At 53.6% G+C, this 16,013-nt stretch carries 15 protein-coding genes; 3 read left to right on the forward strand and 12 right to left on the reverse strand.

Going from position 1 to position 16,013, the window contains the following annotated elements; translation table 11 throughout:
* Window positions 1–302: 302 nt before the first annotated feature.
* Both CRP01_RS18220 and CRP01_RS18225 read left to right on the forward strand, forming a co-directional pair.
* Complete coding sequence (locus CRP01_RS18220; protein ID WP_099151520.1) at window positions 303–839, forward strand: RNA polymerase sigma factor; 537 nt, start codon at window positions 303–305, stop codon at window positions 837–839.
* On the forward strand, window positions 836–2,218 hold the full coding sequence (locus CRP01_RS18225) for a hypothetical protein (protein ID WP_099151521.1): 1,383 nt from the start codon (window positions 836–838) through the stop codon (window positions 2,216–2,218). Before CRP01_RS18220 ends, CRP01_RS18225 begins: the two co-directional genes overlap by 4 nt.
* Window positions 2,219–2,329: 111 nt before the next feature.
* Here CRP01_RS18225 and CRP01_RS18230 read toward each other — a convergent pair whose 3' ends face one another.
* The 9 genes from CRP01_RS18230 to CRP01_RS18270 all read right to left on the reverse strand — a co-directional run bounded on the left by CRP01_RS18230 (window position 2,330) and on the right by CRP01_RS18270 (window position 12,772).
* Window positions 2,330–3,223 carry a DMT family transporter gene (locus CRP01_RS18230; protein WP_099151522.1) on the reverse strand — a complete coding sequence of 298 codons (894 nt, stop codon included), beginning with the start codon at window positions 3,221–3,223 and terminating at the stop codon, window positions 2,330–2,332.
* A 213-nt stretch (window positions 3,224–3,436) separates the two neighbouring features.
* Entirely contained in the window at window positions 3,437–3,988 is a 552-nt protein-coding gene (locus CRP01_RS18235) for a GNAT family N-acetyltransferase (RefSeq protein WP_099151523.1), read from the reverse strand.
* Between the two features lie 204 nt (window positions 3,989–4,192).
* Window positions 4,193–5,116 (reverse strand): SMP-30/gluconolactonase/LRE family protein, encoded by a 924-nt coding sequence (locus tag CRP01_RS18240; protein ID WP_099151524.1) that lies wholly within the window; start codon window positions 5,114–5,116, stop codon window positions 4,193–4,195.
* A gap of 66 nt (window positions 5,117–5,182) precedes the next feature.
* The gene (locus CRP01_RS18245) at window positions 5,183–5,968 is read right to left on the reverse strand and encodes an SDR family NAD(P)-dependent oxidoreductase (RefSeq protein ID WP_099151525.1); all 786 of its coding nucleotides are present in this window, start codon (window positions 5,966–5,968) and stop codon (window positions 5,183–5,185) included.
* A gap of 142 nt (window positions 5,969–6,110) precedes the next feature.
* Window positions 6,111–8,639 carry a DUF7133 domain-containing protein gene (locus CRP01_RS18250; RefSeq protein WP_099151526.1) on the reverse strand — a complete coding sequence of 843 codons (2,529 nt, stop codon included), beginning with the start codon at window positions 8,637–8,639 and terminating at the stop codon, window positions 6,111–6,113.
* 32 nt (window positions 8,640–8,671) lie between these two features.
* Window positions 8,672–9,424: an SDR family oxidoreductase gene (locus CRP01_RS18255; RefSeq protein ID WP_099151527.1), complete on the reverse strand. Its 753-nt coding sequence runs from the start codon at window positions 9,422–9,424 to the stop codon at window positions 8,672–8,674.
* Window positions 9,421–10,395, reverse strand: coding sequence for a D-erythronate dehydrogenase (gene denD / locus CRP01_RS18260; RefSeq protein ID WP_099151528.1), 975 nt, complete (start codon window positions 10,393–10,395; stop codon window positions 9,421–9,423). The genes CRP01_RS18255 and denD overlap by 4 nt, the downstream gene beginning before the upstream one ends.
* Before the next feature lie 148 nt (window positions 10,396–10,543).
* Complete coding sequence (locus tag CRP01_RS18265) at window positions 10,544–11,932, reverse strand: GntP family permease (RefSeq protein WP_317048818.1); 1,389 nt, start codon at window positions 11,930–11,932, stop codon at window positions 10,544–10,546.
* Window positions 11,933–11,953: 21 nt separating this feature from the next.
* Window positions 11,954–12,772, reverse strand: a complete 819-nt coding sequence (locus tag CRP01_RS18270) for an arylamine N-acetyltransferase family protein (RefSeq protein ID WP_099151530.1) — start codon at window positions 12,770–12,772, stop codon at window positions 11,954–11,956.
* Between the two features lie 216 nt (window positions 12,773–12,988).
* Between CRP01_RS18270 and CRP01_RS18275 the strand changes: the two genes are divergently transcribed.
* Window positions 12,989–13,327 carry a hypothetical protein gene (locus tag CRP01_RS18275; protein WP_099151531.1) on the forward strand — a complete coding sequence of 113 codons (339 nt, stop codon included), beginning with the start codon at window positions 12,989–12,991 and terminating at the stop codon, window positions 13,325–13,327.
* A gap of 28 nt (window positions 13,328–13,355) precedes the next feature.
* Here the strand turns inward: CRP01_RS18275 and CRP01_RS18280 are convergent, their stop codons facing one another.
* From CRP01_RS18280 to CRP01_RS18290, 3 genes are all read right to left on the reverse strand, one after another.
* Window positions 13,356–14,303 carry a nitrilase family protein gene (locus tag CRP01_RS18280; RefSeq protein ID WP_099151532.1) on the reverse strand — a complete coding sequence of 316 codons (948 nt, stop codon included), beginning with the start codon at window positions 14,301–14,303 and terminating at the stop codon, window positions 13,356–13,358.
* Between the two features lie 199 nt (window positions 14,304–14,502).
* Entirely contained in the window at window positions 14,503–14,892 is a 390-nt protein-coding gene (locus CRP01_RS18285; RefSeq protein WP_099151533.1) for a VOC family protein, read from the reverse strand.
* Window positions 14,893–15,047: 155 nt separating this feature from the next.
* Complete coding sequence (locus tag CRP01_RS18290) at window positions 15,048–15,992, reverse strand: hypothetical protein (protein WP_143473430.1); 945 nt, start codon at window positions 15,990–15,992, stop codon at window positions 15,048–15,050.
* Between the last annotated feature and the right edge of the window lie 21 nt (window positions 15,993–16,013).

Consider the following 16,013-nt stretch of genomic DNA (forward strand, 5'->3'; position numbering starts at 1 on the left):
GGTTTTTCTCCGGCAGCAGAAGTTTTCAGACAGTCTCTTAAAATTTAGCTGCTGAACTTAGTTTCGGGAAATATTTTCGTTCAGGTAAGACCCAAAACCGGAATCTGGCCATGGCCTTATGAGGTTTTTGGGAACGAAATGGGATGGAAAAAGAAGCATGGAAAAGTCTGAGTGTTAAGCTAAAACAGCTTCTTAAATGTTAAAATCAGAATAATTTCCCGGTGCAGGCAGCGTTATTGGTATCAACTGCATCTTTTTGTTAAACCCACGCTCGTTAAATTCAGCGTGCGCAAACATTGGTTGTGACGGAGCATGAACTGATTCAGGGTTGTGTGCGGGAAGACCGCCACTGCCAGCAAGAAGTCTTCCGCTTGTATGCCGGAAAGATGATGGCCGTCTGTTTGCGTTATGCACGCCACCGCATGGAGGCAGAAGATATTCTGCAAGATTCCTTTATCAAAGTTTTCGATCATATTCATCGCTTTGAAAACAAAGGCTCCTTTGAAGGCTGGATCCGTCGTATTGTGGTCAACACCGCACTGAAGTTTTACAGCCGGAAGAAAATAATGAACGAGCAGATTGGGGTAGAGCATGTACCCGAAGTAGCCGTGGAACCGGAAGCGTACCAGTTTTTTGATGAAGCCGAACTTCTGGGTTTCATCTCGGAACTACCGGATGGTTACCGACTGGTATTTAACCTTTACGCCATAGAAGGATACAATCACAAAGAAATTGCCGAGATGCTGGGGATCCAGGAAAGCACATCGCGCTCACAATTAGTAAAAGCGCGAAAGATGCTGCAAGCCAGGGTCACCGCCGCACAAAAAATTGCGGTATGAAAAATGACAAACATCCCATTGATGACCTTTTTCAACGCGGTTTGAATCAACACGCCGTTCCTCCTCCTATGCATGTATGGGAACGGATTGAGGAAAGCCGCGGTCGCAGCCATCGCCACAAGCTGGTGTTTATGCGACAGAAGTTCACCATCATTTCCAGTGCTGCCGCCGTATTACTGCTGGGCGTATGGCTGGGCTGGTCCGAAACGCCGGCTCTGGGGAGTTTCCCACTGGCCGGTAACCACGGCGCTTTTGCCCAGGACCTGAACGGTCACGCCCTTACCGATCAGCCGCTGGAACTACTCGCCCAACAGGCCGGTATCCTGCCGGATGTCGGAGCGATCATCCAGAAAAAACAGACTGCTCCCAAGCCGGTGGCCATTGCCGAAGTGCCCGCTGCGCCAATCACCACGGCTCCTGCTTCCTACTCTTTAGCCATCAAAGGCGCCGTTCCTGCTGAGAACACGATAGCATCCATTACCCAAAAAGAAACTACCGCCGCTTCCGAAGCACCGGTAAGCCCGGCACCCGTCAGACAAAGTGTAGCCCTCCCGGCTGCCCTTGATCAGTCGGAAAAAGACGGCGGAAAATATATACCTACTTACCTCAATACCATCGCCGCTACGCCCATTCCGATCCCCGAGACCGGTTGTGCGCGTTTCAGCGAAGGCCGCCCGGCTATTTTTCTGGCCGTTACCGCAGGACCGAGTTTGCTGAACCGGACGTTCTCGTCCAAATCCGATGAGTATCTGGATTACGCCAACCAGCGGTCCACCACGGAAACGCCCCAGTTATCCTACGGGGCTACCGCCCGGCTGTCCATCGTATTCCCCTGGGGAGGCGCTATTCGCAGTGGGGTAGGGTATACGCAGTTTAACGAACGCATGGTCTACCGGAACTCCAAAGTCCGGCAAACCACCATTACCGATATTTACGGACCGAACGGTGAAGTGATCGGTTCGGATACCACCTATCTCTACGAGGATACGGTACTCAAATACGGCAACCGCCACCGCATGATCGATATTCCTTTCCAATTAGGATACGAAGTGCGCTACAATAAGGTCACCCTGGCGGCTAATGCCGGTGTCAACCTCAACGTGGCCTATTCCGGTGAGGGTAGCTATCTGGGCCCGCGCGATCTGTTGCCGACCCGCTTCGACAACGATGATACCGCGCTGGAACCGGTTTATAAGACCAAGGTCGGATTGAGCTGGCAGGCCAGTCTCGGTCTGCATTACCAGCTGAACGACCGGTTGGATCTGATGGCGGAACCCTATCTGCGGTATTATCCGGAATCTTTCACCCGGAGTGACTATCCCCTCAGCCAGAAATACCTGGTGGGTGGTGTAGGCCTGGGACTGCGGGTACTGTTGTAATCAGCAATCTTAAAATAAAAGGTAATATTTTACGATTGGGCCAGCTTAATAAGTTGGGCACTGTAGGCTATAATTGCCGCTTATCTTAGCATCTTTCTCTAGTATTTCTGCTTACGCCTGGGCAACCGGCTTATTCCGTTTTCTGCCCTTTAACTGCATGATCACCACCCCGGTGATAATGGCCAGACCGCTAACGATGTGATAAAAGCGGATACTTTCGCCGAAGAACAGGGCAAAAACGGCGGCAGATAAGGGTACCATATTCATAAAAATACCCGCCTGGGGTGCGCCGAGCTGAGCGATCCCCTTATTCCAGAAATAATAAGCGAGGGCGGTACCCACTCCTCCCATCCCGATTGCCGCGATCCAGTATTGGGTCGGATACTCGGTAATAGCACCGAATTCGAGAAAAGGCAGCAGGAATACAAATCCGAGCAGACAGAAAAAATTGGTCAGAAAGGTAAAATGCCGGTTGCTGAGCACCCCGCCGTATTGCTTGACCCACACACTGTGCAGCGCAAAAACAAAATTGGCCAGCAGGATCCAGGCATCACCTTCGTTGAGTTGTAAATTCAGAATGGAAAATATTTCCCCTTTCAAAATGAGGAAAATAACGCCGAATAGCGCCATGATGATCCCGGCGATCTGTGCTTTGGAGATCGGGGTCTTCAAAATAAAACGGGAAAGGATGAGTGTAGTGGCGGGGTTGAGCCCGGCGATCAGGGCCGCATTGATGGCGGAAGTTTTAGATAGCCCGACAAAAAAGAAGTAGTTGAAGCCAAACAGCCCGATAAACCCGACCAGGAACAAAGGGCGTAACTGCGATCTGACCGCGGACCACTTCGGCCAGTCTCCCCACAAAAAGAATAGCAGCACCCCAACGCCGAAAATGTAGCGCCACAGCCCGGCTTCCATAGCGGTACTGTCCTCCAGCATCATTTTTGCCAGGTGAAAGTTCAGGCCCCAGGAAATGGTGGCAAAGGCAAGAAAAAACCAGTACTTCATGGATCAATGCGGGCGTTTGGAAAAAGGGTGCAAGATAGCGCAGATTTTTAAGGGCGCCTACCTTTTGCCGTCTTCTAATCTTGGAGGCTGCCGTAAAAGCTTTTTCCGAGGTAGTTGCAGGAATGGGGTTCTGGCCGCATGAATCCCTACCGTGAAATTGCCATTGCCATTGGAATTCCCATTTTCAATTTGAGAATTAAATGCCCGTTTTTTCTACCGGGCAGCTTCCAGTACATAGGCCACCAGTTGCATATCGGCTTCTTCCGCAAATTTTTCTTCGTCCCCTACTTTCTTCAGAAATTTAAAACCATTGCGTTCCAGCAGGCGGACGGATGCCCGGTTGCCCGTTTGCAGATAGGCTTCGATCCGTTGCAGTTTCATGGTCTCAAAGGCATATTGCAGGATAGCCTCGATGGCTTCCTGCATGAACCCCTGCTTTTGGAAATCGGGATGTAACTCATAACCGATCTCAGCAGTAAGGTCTTTGAAAGACAGATTCCAGAGACAGATGGTACCCATCACCGGGCCTGAGGGCAGGGCAATAGCCCAGTAATACAATTCCTTTTTCCGGATACCCTCGATGATGTTCTCGATAAAATCGCGACAGCCGGATAGACTTTCCTCCAGCGGCCGACTCAGGTAGCGACCGACTTCTTCGTTGGAACGGAAACGGAATACATCCCGGGCGTCCTCCGGGACCAACTGACGTAATTCGAGACGAGGTGTCGTAAAAACGGGAAAGGTCTGATAGGTGAAATGTTCCATGAAATGCGCGTTTGGTCGGTGTGCCGGTGTGAAGTTAGCAGATTCCGGCAGTTTTGAAGAAATCGGAAGGGAAATATTACCCAATTGGGTTTGCAGTAGAGGTGACCGGTATGGCAAATTTGCGTAAAACCCGGATTCAATTGCAGGAATAAGAACGGAATTGAGATCCGGACCCCGGGTAGTCGATCCGGATCTCAGTTTGATCTAGCGTACGCCTTTTATTTTCATATCCAGGCTGTATAGCGATTTGGTAGCCGTGATAAACAGCGTCTTCTGTTTTTTGCCACCGAAGGTAACGTTGGCGGTCCAGCCGTCATCCGTTTTGATGTGCTCGATCTGTTCGCCTTTTTTATTAAAGACCGTAACCCCCCGTCCGGTGAGGTAAACGTTGCCTTTTTTGTCGATCGTCATGCCGTCGGAGCCCATCTCCGCAAATAAGGTTTTATTCGCCAGACTACCGTCCGGTTGAATATCGTAGCGGTAGGTTTTCCGGTCCCGGATATCCGCTACGTAGAGATTTTTCCCGTTTTTGGTACCGATGATGCCGTTGGGCTGCACCAGGTCATCCGCAACGATTTTCAGGGTGCGGCCGTCCGGAGCCAGATAATAGACCCGTTCCTGCTCGATCTCTTTCTCGCTGTGTGACCAGTAGTCCCTTTTGTAGAATGGGTCTGTAAAGTAAATACCGCCTTTGGGATCTACCCAAATGTCGTTCGGCCCGTTCAGCCGCTTACCTTCAAAATCATCGATCAGGACCGTGACGGATTTGTCGGGAGCGATGCGCCAAAGTTCGTTTTTCTCATCGGCGGCGGCCAGCAGATTTCCCTGATGGTCAAAATAGAGTCCGTTGGCGCGGCCGGCCGGTTGCATATAGGTTGAGATATTGCCGTCAGTAGACCACTTCAGGATGCGATCGTTGGGCTGGTCGGTAAAGTAGACATTACCCATTTCATCTACCGCCGGGCCTTCCGTAAATTTATAATCGGCAGCCAGCAGTTGTAATTCGGCGCCTTTGGCCACGATCTTACTCTTAGTCATTTCCTGGGCGAAGGTGCAGAGCGGCAGAAAAGCCAGTAACCCAAAGGCCAGGACGGACCACCGTCCATTTTTGCAGATTGTTGTTTTCATAATTGTGGTAAGGTTTTTCGTTCTCAATTCCGGTAAACTCGTCTAAACGCTATCATCCCGCGTTCCCTACTTTGCCGTCCAGCCACCGTCTACCGTGAGCATGGAGCCCGTCACATAGCTGGAGGCATCGCTGGCCAGAAAGATGGCTACGCCCTGGATCTCCTTCAACTCACCCCAACGAGCCATGGCGGTAGCGCCGACGATAAATTTCTTAGCTTCTTCCGAATCCGCAATGGGCAGGTTCATCTCGGTCAGAAAGGGACCGGGGCAAATGGCATTCACACAGATATTGAAGGGGGCCAGTTCCAGCCCAAGTGCCCGCGTCATCTGAACCACGGCTCCTTTACTGGAAGTGTAAGGCGTCCGGTTGGCCAGTCCGACCAGGCCCAGGGTACTCGCCAGATTGATGATCCGACCCCAGCCCGCTTTTTTCATGTGGGGTACTACGGCTTTGGATGTCAGCCACAGCCCGTTGACATTAACCTCCATCACTTTCTGAAACTCCTCGTAGGTCAGCTCATCGATGGATCCCCGAATATTGATCCCGGCATTGTTGATCAGCACATCGATCCGTCCGAAAGTATCCATAGCCTTTTTAGCCATGGCATCTACCTGCTCGGGATTAGTTACATCCGCGCCGAAGGCAATCGCTTCGGTATTGTAGGTTTTGGCGAGCTCTTCGGCAGCCTGCTTTCCTTCTTCGGCATTCCGGTTTACGATCATTATTTTGGCGCCGGCGGAAGCCAATCCGGCCGCCATGGCTAAGCCCAGGCCTTTGGAACCACCCGTTATGATGGCTACCCGATCCGTCATTTCAAATTGCTTAATGCCTGGTAGTGCTTGCGTACTCATGTATTGTATTTTAGTTATTTATTTTCATTTAAGGAGTTAAGACATACAGTCCGAAAAACCATCCACCGTCCACCATCGACCATCCACCATCAACCGTCGACCGTCAACCGTCGACCGTCAACCGTCAACCATCCACCATCAATCAATCAATCACATCATCCACCGAAACCCCCAGCAACTCCTCCGCTTTCCAGGGCGTAACCTTCCCCTGAGACCGGTAGCGGATCCCCCCCACGGTGCCCGCAGTGACCGGATCGGCGGTGTGGCCCCATTCCCTGCGAATATAAGTCATAATAGCCGCCAGGTCCACATTATCCATGGTGGAAAATGAAGGCATGACCGGTAGGATCTCGGGAGCATCGTAGGCTTTACCGTTTACTTCTACCGGCCCTTCCATGCCGTGCAGCAGGATCAGGCTTAGGCGTTTTTCATCACCCAGCACCCATTCCGACTCGCGGAGGGGCGGCGCAAAACGGCGGATGCCGCCACCGTCCGGTCCGTGGCAGCCCGAGCAGACATTTAAGAATTGCTGCCGTCCGAGGGCGAATTGTTTGCGATCCACTTCCGCCAGCGGCTGTGTATTGGCCTCATCCTGGGCAACGGCCGGTTTACCCGGCCAGTCGACGAGTTGGGCCAAGGTACTCAGGCGGGATTGTACCACCTTATCGTACTGTTCCGCAGCGGCGTAAATAGCCGGTTTCTGCGGGAGGGCAATTTTTATAGAGTCATCGATACTGTAATTCGCCAGACCGGCCAACATAGCCGATTCCCGCCAGCCGAGGGCGGAGTCCTCTTTTTGAGGAAGCAGGGCCAGCATGGCGGCCAGTTCCTGCGCATCTCCCTTATTGGCGATCGCAGTAGCCAGGGCTTCCAGGAAGATGGCCTGGTTGGGATCAGCTTCGCTTAGATCTGGCAGCAGGGCCCGCAGCAACTCGTATTCCCGGTCGGCTAAACTACTGAGTATGGCGTCCCGCATGACCGGAGAACTACTTTTGGCCAGAGCCATATCTTTCAGGAGCGGGATGGCCTGTTCCGGTGTGAAATGGGCTGCGGTCAGTGCCGTTTGCAATTGGACCACCGCCGGGGCCGATTGCCATTCGGGAATTAAGGTAGCACTTAGTCGGGGCATGATGTCGGCTTGTTGTTCCGACAAGTCTTCCAGCAAGCGGATCGCCGCTGCCTGTACCTGTGGGTCCTGGTCCGTCAGGGCCGTAAAATAAATTTCGGCGTTCTTATTTTCCAGTCCGGAAAGTGTCCAGAGCGCGTGGAGGCGTCCCAAGGCATTCGCTCCGGATGTAACTACGTCCTTCAGGGCCGGGAGTATATTTTGGTCTTTGCTTTCTACCAGCAGGCGTTGGGCCATATCCCGGTGCCAGCCATTTGGGTGGGAAAGCGTATTTATTAAGGTTTCGGTGGAAGCACCGGCCAGACTGGTAGCTTCGGGGATACTGCCTTCTTCCGGTACGATCCGCCAGATGCGGCCCATGTTGATCGGTTTATCCAGCTTGCGGGAGAGCGTCACTTCCCGGAGGTAGGGTGTCATATAAGGCCCGTGCTGAATAATGCCGCGATACATGTCGACCACATAAAGCGCGCCGTCCGGTCCGGACGCCAGGGAAATAGGGCGAAAGCGTTCATCGGTAGAAGCGAGTACCTCAAAATCCTGGTAAGCCGCCGCTGCGCTCAGCATAAAGCCATTTTCGTGCACGGTATTTCTTTTGATCAGGTTACCGGTGGGTTCGCAAACAAAAGCATTACCCTGAAATTCTTCGGACAGGGCATTTCCCCGGTAGATAAAGGGGGCGCAGGCGGAGGCGAATTCGATCAGTTTTTCTTCTTCGTCCAGGGTGCCTGGCACGTAGCCGCGATTGACGGCCGTATTGGAACGAATGGGGTAGATGCGCCGGTCAAGCGTGAGACCGTGATCGATCCCGCTGGTAGGAGAGTGGTGATCGTTCCGGCTCAGGTAATTGGGTGGAACGAGATCACCGTGTAGTTGCGACCAGTTGTAATTGTAGTGCAGCCGCCCAGCATTGTCGTGACAGATGCCCCACTGGCCACGGAATTCCGTTTCGTCCCGTACCCACTCGCCATCTATGCGGCGGTAGCGGTATTTGCTTTTGGCGTTGTAATACCAGTTGTCCATTCCCCGCCAGAGTCCGTTGGCCGAATGCTCGGGCAGGCCGCGGCCGCCGTATTCGGGATCGATCAGCGTTTTGGTATCGGCCCGGAGGTCGCCGTCCGTATCTTCGATGAACCACAGGGGAACATTTTCGGCAACGAGGGCTCCACCCTCCACTACGGCTATGGCGCGCGGCAAAACCAGGCTATCCAGGAAGACCACACTGCTGTCCATCCGGCCGTCCGCATCGGTATCCATTAGCACGGAGATCCGTCCTACGGGATCTTCCTCGCCGGTACCGTCAATATCCGGCATAAAGCCGAGCATTTCCACCACCCACAGGCGGCCGGCCTCGTCAAAGGTGATCGTAACGGGGTCCTGCACCAGCGGCTCGGCCGCTACCAGTTCGGCTTTCAGACCCGGGGCCAGCTCAAAACTAGCCAGCGCTTCATCCGGGTTGAGCGGCGGAGAAGGTTCTGACCCACAGCCGGCCAGCAGGAAAATGGCACAGATAAGGGAATAGATCGCAAGTTGTCTAATGCTTCGCATATTGGAGGATATTTAGTCAGTACGAATGGGCGCTAACCGCGACCGACAAAAGGCATATTGGTGGCCATGACCGTAATGAACAGCACATTGGCCTCCAGGGGAAGTCCGGCCATGTACAGCACGGCTTCCGCTACCCGGTCGACATTCATGGTCGGTTCGGGGGCTGATTCGCCGTTAGGCTGGAGTACACCCGTGCCCATTTTACCCGTCATTTCGGTGGAAGCGTTACCGATATCGATCTGGCCGCAGGCAATGCGGTATTTTCTTCCGTCCAGAGCGGTTGATTTGGTCAGGCCCGTCATGGCGTGTTTGCTGGCCGTATAGGGCGCGGAATGCGGACGGGGCGTAGTTGCCGAGATCGACCCGTTATTGATGATCCGCCCGCCCATGGGGTCCTGGTTTTTCATCAGCTTGATCGCTTCCTGCGTACAGAGGAAAGCACCGAGGATATTGGTGTCCAACACGGAGGTGAGTTGTTCAAAAGTGACCGTTTCCAGTGGTACGGCCGGAATATTGATCCCGGCATTATTGAACAGCAGGTCGAGCCGGCCGAAAGTATCTTTGGTCTGCTGGAACAATTCCCGGACCTCATCCGGCTGGGTGATATCGGTCTCTACCGCCAGGGCGTTTTCCGGCCCGGCTTTCGCCTCGGCGATGGTTTGTTCGAGAACGGCCCGGCGACGGCCGGCCAGCGCGACGGCATATCCGGCCTGAAGCAGCGCCAGCGTGACGCTTTTTCCGATCCCCGAACCCGCTCCGGTAACGATTGCTACTTTTTTAGTCATGACAGTTCATCTTCAATAAAGGCTTCAATAACTTCCCGGAAAGAGGCGTCCCGCTGAAAACCCAGCTGGAGGGCCCGCTCGGTTACAAATTGGGGTGGCCAGGTCAGCACAATGCTCTGAATAAAAGCATCGGGTTCCCAGTCGATGAGTTCGGCTTTTTCCGCACCGGCGACAGACTGGAGATCTGACACCATTTCGTCCACCGTAACGGTGATGCCCGGTAGATTGACGGAGCGATTGCGGCCCAGTTCAGCGGCGGGGATTTCCGCCGCGTGTACGAAATTTTCCGCCACTCTTTTCGGCGAAAGCAGCCAGACCTTCGTGTCCGGCCCCACCGGGCAGGAAGCCCGCTCTCCCTGGAGCGGTTCACGAATGATCGAGCTGGCAAAGGAAGAGGTGGCTGCATTGGGTTTGCCCGGCCGCACCACAATGGTCGGCAGTCGCAGGGCCCGTCCGTCAATGAATCCCCGGCGGCTGTAATCATTGACCAACAGATCAACGATCGCCTTCTGGGTCCCGTAAGAACTCTGCGGCGTTGGGGCGGTATCGTCGCGGATCGTTTCGGTTAGTTCACCGCCGAAAATGGCGCAGCTGCTCGCAAACACAAATACCGGCGTCCCCTCCATTTTGCGACAGAGTTCCAGCATGTGCAGACTGGCGTGCAGATTGACGTCCATACCCAGTTCGAAGTTCTTTTCCGCCTCCCCGCTGACAATGGCCGCCAGGTGGAAGATCACGTCGGGCGGTTCGGCCAGTAAAGCCTCGATGGCCTGTGTATCAGTAATATCACCGGCCAGTATTTTCAGCCGGGGATCGTCGGGAAGGCCGTTAGCCAGTTCCCGGTCAAAAAGAATGATCTGGGAGATGGGTTGGGGGGTATTCCCCTTAATAGCTAATGCGCCGACCTTTAGGAGTCGAAGGGCTAGTTTTTTTCCTAAAAATCCGGCACCACCAAATATGATGATCCGCATGGTTTTTCGTATGTAAATCCGACCTCCGGCCGAATTGATTTTATGTATGGTTTTTCGTCAGTAAATCCGATCTGTGGCCGGATTTAGATTTTCGTAAACTTCGGAGTTGAACCAAGCAAAAGTACGCCGACCGGAAGCCGGCGCTATACTATTTAAAAGGTAAAATATACGATAAAAGCACGAGTTGCGCCAGACCGGTCAGGGCAATCACCGCCAGCAGCACCGTCCAGGTTTTCAGGGCTTCCTGCTCGGTGAATCCACTCATCCGGGCCACTACCCAGAAACCACTGTCGTTCATCCAGGACAAGAACAGCCCCCCGAAGCCGATCGCCAACAGGATATACATGGGATGGTAAGGCAGCTCGGCACCCGTGCCGATCAGGGCGAACATGATGCTCGAAGTCGTGATCATCGCCACCGTACTCGAACCCTGGGCGGTTTTCATGGCCGCTGAGATCAACCAGGCCAGGATGATATAGTGAATGTGGAAATTCTGGGTGGCCAGTTCGATCGCATTACCGATGCCGCTGTGCTTGATCATAGCTCCAAAAGCGCCCCCGGCACTGGTGATCAGGATAATGATACCGGCGATCTCCAGCGGTTTGGCGCAAGCCTCCCAGAGTTGTTTGGCGCTGAGGTTCTTATTTTTGGCCCATAGCCAGAGTGCGATCACGGTACCCACCGCCATGGCGACGTTCTTGTTCCCCCAGAAAGCGATAATAGCCGGAGTACGGTTGCCCGTCATGACGTCGGTAATGGAAGCGATACTGATCAGGATAATGGGAATGAGCACGGGCAGCAAGGCTGCGATCAGTCCCGGTTGTACCGGCTCCGTTTCCGTCTCCGTCAGACCAACCCGTACAGGAATGTCCAGTTGGGCGTTCATCCGGCGGCTCACGGTGAGCGCCGCGATTGCCGGCAGGATACCCGCCGCCAGACCGGCCAGGATGGTCAAACCGAGATCGATCTGTAGGGTCTCGGCCATGATCAGCGGCCCGGGAGTAGGCGGTACGATACTGTGGGTAATAGCGGCACCGCCACCGATGGCCAGGACGTACAGAATATAGTTCTTCTTGGTTTTCAGCGCCAGGGTGATGGCGAGCGGGATCAGCAAAAAGAAAACGGTATCGAAAAACACCGGAATGGAGAGCAGAAAACCACTCATGAGCAGAGCCAGGGCCGCCCGACTTTCTCCCATAGCTCCGATGAGCCAACTGACAATACGCTGGGCCGCGCCACTTTCCATCATGGCGGCACCGATCAGTGCGGCCAGGGCGATCACCCAGGCGATCTTACCGGCCACGTTGCCAAATTCCACCATGGGCTGCTCTACGGCCCGCACCAGGTGGGGTATCGTTTCGGCACCGGGGACATTAGCGGATATCAACCCTACGGCGATGGCCGATAGCATCAGGGCGATAAAAGGGTGTATCCTAAACTTAGAAATCATCACTACTACAGCGATGATCCCAAATAATAATACGGCGAATGGCCAGTATGAAGAATTAACTAGTGCGTCCATTCGCGAAAGATACATTTCTTTCGGAAAAAATTACATTCATTTCTGAAATAGCTGCTCAATTTGCTTTTCCAGTCCCGCTATTCCGGAAATGTTGAGTTTAAATACTTCCCGGAGGGTATCCATCACCTCTTTTGTGTCTGAAAGTTCCTGCTGTTCGGAAGCATGTCCGAGACGGTGGGTGGATAAGGCCGTATTGCGCAGCGCATAGCGCCCTCCCGGGAAAGCCCGGGCCGCGATCAGGGTATTAGTAAAGTGAGAAGCGGGATGACAGGAAGTATACCAGTTCATCACTTCGTAATCCTGCTCAAAATGCGCTTCGACGGGGAATTTGTATAGGTGTTTCCATTCCTCTTTCACCTTGCTTTCGAGCCGGTAGTAATGGTCCTGCCGAAGTAGGCGATAGGATTCATGGGGCGTGCTTTGCTCCAGGTCCGGCTGTAAAAGGAGGGGGCCGGTAGGGGACATGCCGCCGAATCCCGAATCCGCCAGGTATTGCTGGCCGTCCAGGTCGATCAGCAGCAGCATGTGGCTGTAGGGACTAACGGCGTCCACCGCCAGGTTGAAGATCACCCGTGCCGCCAGGCCGGTAACCCGAAAGCCGATCTGTTCGAGGGCGGCCTTGAGCAGTTTATTCTGTTCGAAGCAATAACCTCCCCGGCCCTGTTGCACGAGTTTTTGCTCGACAGATCCCAGGTCCAGTTTGACGGGAGCGCCGGTGAATGGATTTAGGTTTTCAAAGGGGATCGCTGTCGGGTGGAGCTGCTGAATGGTCCGCAGGGTAGCCAGGTCGGCGCGGGCGGTTCCGGTGAAACCGATGCGTTCGAGATAACGGTCAAGTTGAATAGTATGGGGCATTTTTTGGATTTTAGGGAATTAAAGCTACACCGGCCGGTTAGCCGAAAGATCGAGTGCTTATCTTGTCATTACACGGTGAACGGCGGATAAGTTTAGCGGAGTCCTGTTTTTTAGTCCAAGGATCGCAACCGCCGCTTCGGGCCAACCCTTTGACCCGCAAAAACCGTCTATTTTAGTGCAACCCCAGTCCCAATTTGCAAAATGAGAACTATTGTTATGAAAAAAATAATTTTGGTATTTGGTGCCCTGCTGATCCTGATTGGCAGTAACGGTTGTCTTGAAGATGAAGACCAAAGTACATTTTTCTGGGCTCAGACCAAGTGTGCCGACCCCTGGAGTAAAGATCCAGACCTCAACCAGAATGAATTAGAGCCCCTGGTCATTCAGTTCCTGGACAAAGAGGGGATCGATGTATACGATACCTGGATAGAATTTGCAGCGGCGCTGAGTCAGGATTGCGAGGCCTGCTCCTGTACCACGGGCAATAAGATCTACGTACGCATAGACCAAAGTGACGAACCCGCCATTCGAGACCTGGGCTTTCAGACCGATTGATCCGGCCGGGATCATACCCTGACGGGAATCAGTCCTTTTTCATCCACACCGGTTTCGTCTCCGAGCGGTGCTCCTGCCCTAAAATATCCCGGTACAGTTCCGGACGGCGCGCTTTCCGGTAGCGATGGCCACCGGCCAGGGTAAGTTTGTCGCGCGTGAGAGCAGCAATGGCTATGTCGTCCCCAAAAGACCGCACTTCCGTCAGCACTTCTCCGTAGGGATCGAGGATCAGGGAATTACCGTTCTTGAGATGCTCCCCGTCGTAGCCGATCGGGTTGGTGAATACGTAGTAAACGCCATTGTCATAAGCCCGGGCGGGCAGCCAGCGCAGGATCCAGCCCCGACCTTTGGGGCCGTCGAATTCCATCCGCAGACTCACCGGATCTACTTCCCGGTTTTGCCAGAGGGCATCGTCCACATAACCACGACCCGGCATGGCGGAAGGGGTACAACCCGTCACGTGGGGCGCAAAGATGATCTCCGCTCCGGACAGCGCGGTGGCCCGAACGTTTTCAATCACATTATTATCGTAACAGATCAGGATCCCGCATTTCCAGCCTTTCAGGTCGAATACCACGTATTCATTGCCCGCCGACATGTACTGACTGATAAAAGGATGGATCTTCCGGTACCGCGCCACCAGACCATTTTCGTCCACGCAAACGTAGGTGTTGTAGATCCGGTCGTCCTCTTTTTCAACCAGTCCGGCCAGTATGGGCATACTGTATTTACGGGACAACTGGATCAGCCGCTGCACACTCGGACCGTCCGGAACACCTTCGGCCAGGTCGAGCATAGCTTCCCGGCTGAGGTCTTTGGTAAAGGTGTAAGCTGTAATGCACATTTCGTGGAAACTGATGACCTCCGCGCCCTGCGTTTGGGCTTTTTGGATGAGATCTTCCATCACGGAGAAGTTATAAGCTTTGTCGCCATCCCGGGGCTGGAACTGGGCAACGGCAATTTTCAGTGGGTCCATACCGATGAAATTTTCGCCAATAATACGATAATCACAATAAACCCCAGTGAGCTATTCGGCGGATATAACCCTTTTTTATTCACATCTTGGAATAGCCACTGGGGGTTTAACGGTCGAAACGTCTTTCAATTGCTGCAGCCCAAATGGAAAGGGTACGCTGCATTACTTTATCCCTCGAAAAACGTCCGCGTTTTATTTTTTACACAGTAATTTCAATCCGATTGCTCTCCGGGTCCAGTACCACGCTCTCGTAATAACCGTCACCGGTGCGCCGGGGCTCTCCGATCACCGTGTATCCGTCCGCCCGGAGGCGTTCGGTGAGCGCATCGACCTTAGCTTCACTGCCGACCGATACGGCAAAGTGGATGATACCGCGGTATTCCTGCCCGGCCTTGTCGCTTAGGGCCTGAATATCCGGGCGGTGCATGAGTTCCAGGCGGCACCCGTCGGTAAAGGACAAAAAATAAGAACTGAATTGCTTGCGGGGATTATGGTAACGGTCGTTGGACTGTGCCCCGAAATAAGTTTCGTAAAACCGGCGGGTAGCTTCCAGGTCCGCTACCCAGATGGCCAGGTGTTCAATCTTCATAATGTAAAATTAGGGTACTATGGGAGCTATTGATGGCAAAGAACAGCCCCCTTTATTAAGAACCTATTTGTAATCAGATTATTTCGCAATTCGGGTACGGTAACAACCGGAAGTTGCTTTTTAGTCGATCCTTCGGATTGGCAACCGAACGAGCATCATCGGAAAAAAATATCCCAACCGAAACCGAGGCTCACCAGATGCTCGTAACCAACGGGTCGGATCCGGGAAAACCGCCAGAAACTGGGACGGTAGAGGAATTTAAAGTAAAAATGGTCACCGGTGTAAAAATGGACCGGCATTTCCAGCCCGATCGCCAGGGTGGCCCGTTCCGCCGGACGCCGGGTAGGGGGAATGGGACTGCCGAAGGCCGGGGAGCGAAACTCCCAGGTATAATTGGAGAAACTAAGCCCATAGCCCACGGTAAAGCGCCCCAACCAGTGATTATTGGTAAAACTGACGCTTTCGGAGCGCATCACTTCGTATTCCTGCTGAATATCCACGACGGCGGGCACCGGGACGATAAAATTTGTCTGGGCCCCCAGGTTTAACGACAGGAACTGCTGCGGCTGGTGGTAATAATCCAGCCCGATCGCCAGGCCCCAGAATCCGCCGCTGGCCCTGATATTGGGTTCAAAATCCGGGCGGAGGTGAAAAAGGTTGATGTAGGGTATTTCGATGCGGAAGGTAAATTCCTGGTCGTGCAGCGGCGGCTGCCAGAGGGTATAATTGCTGCGGCCATCCAGGGGGTTGAGGTAAACACGCCGGGGGTAGGAGTAACGCCGGGGACTGTTAAAATCCACGATCATGCCGAGTCCGTAGTTGGCGTAGAGGTTCAGCCAGTAGGCAAAAGAGTTCCTCGAAAAAACGTGGTATTCATTGGCAAAATCTCCGGCCAGTAGTTTCACCACCAGCGGCTGCTCACTGCGGTCCACCCGGAGTCGGATGCGGGAATCGGAAAAGTGGAAGGTATCCTGACCCACTACGGCCCGTGCGGGCACCGGGGTGATGATATCGACCCGCTCCTTGCGACCGTTGAGAATGGTAGCACAGGAACTGAACCCGAAGGCCAGCGCCAGAAAAAGGATAATATACTTTGCCAAAGGATACGATTTTTGCTTCAC

Source organism: Flavilitoribacter nigricans DSM 23189 = NBRC 102662 (genome assembly GCF_002646595.1).
Taxonomy (GTDB): Bacteria; Bacteroidota; Bacteroidia; order Chitinophagales; family Saprospiraceae; genus Flavilitoribacter; species Flavilitoribacter nigricans.

What these genes read in the sequence shown, in the direction of transcription:
- CRP01_RS18240 (WP_099151524.1), bottom strand. Translation starts at nt 5,116, where the DNA reads ATGAAAACAACAATCTGCAAAAATGGACGGTGGTCCGTCCTGGCCTTT.
- denD (WP_099151528.1), bottom strand. Translation starts at nt 10,395, where the DNA reads ATGCGGATCATCATATTTGGTGGTGCCGGATTTTTAGGAAAAAAACTA.
- CRP01_RS18230 (WP_099151522.1), bottom strand. Translation starts at nt 3,223, where the DNA reads ATGAAGTACTGGTTTTTTCTTGCCTTTGCCACCATTTCCTGGGGCCTG.
- CRP01_RS18225 (WP_099151521.1), top strand. Translation starts at nt 836, where the DNA reads ATGAAAAATGACAAACATCCCATTGATGACCTTTTTCAACGCGGTTTG.
- CRP01_RS18270 (WP_099151530.1), bottom strand. Translation starts at nt 12,772, where the DNA reads ATGCCCCATACTATTCAACTTGACCGTTATCTCGAACGCATCGGTTTC.
- CRP01_RS18275 (WP_099151531.1), top strand. Translation starts at nt 12,989, where the DNA reads ATGAAAAAAATAATTTTGGTATTTGGTGCCCTGCTGATCCTGATTGGC.
- CRP01_RS18245 (WP_099151525.1), bottom strand. Translation starts at nt 5,968, where the DNA reads ATGAGTACGCAAGCACTACCAGGCATTAAGCAATTTGAAATGACGGAT.
- CRP01_RS18255 (WP_099151527.1), bottom strand. Translation starts at nt 9,424, where the DNA reads ATGACTAAAAAAGTAGCAATCGTTACCGGAGCGGGTTCGGGGATCGGA.
- CRP01_RS18250 (WP_099151526.1), bottom strand. Translation starts at nt 8,639, where the DNA reads ATGCGAAGCATTAGACAACTTGCGATCTATTCCCTTATCTGTGCCATT.
- CRP01_RS18265 (WP_317048818.1), bottom strand. Translation starts at nt 11,932, where the DNA reads ATGTATCTTTCGCGAATGGACGCACTAGTTAATTCTTCATACTGGCCA.
- CRP01_RS18280 (WP_099151532.1), bottom strand. Translation starts at nt 14,303, where the DNA reads ATGGACCCACTGAAAATTGCCGTTGCCCAGTTCCAGCCCCGGGATGGC.
- CRP01_RS18285 (WP_099151533.1), bottom strand. Translation starts at nt 14,892, where the DNA reads ATGAAGATTGAACACCTGGCCATCTGGGTAGCGGACCTGGAAGCTACC.
- CRP01_RS18235 (WP_099151523.1), bottom strand. Translation starts at nt 3,988, where the DNA reads ATGGAACATTTCACCTATCAGACCTTTCCCGTTTTTACGACACCTCGT.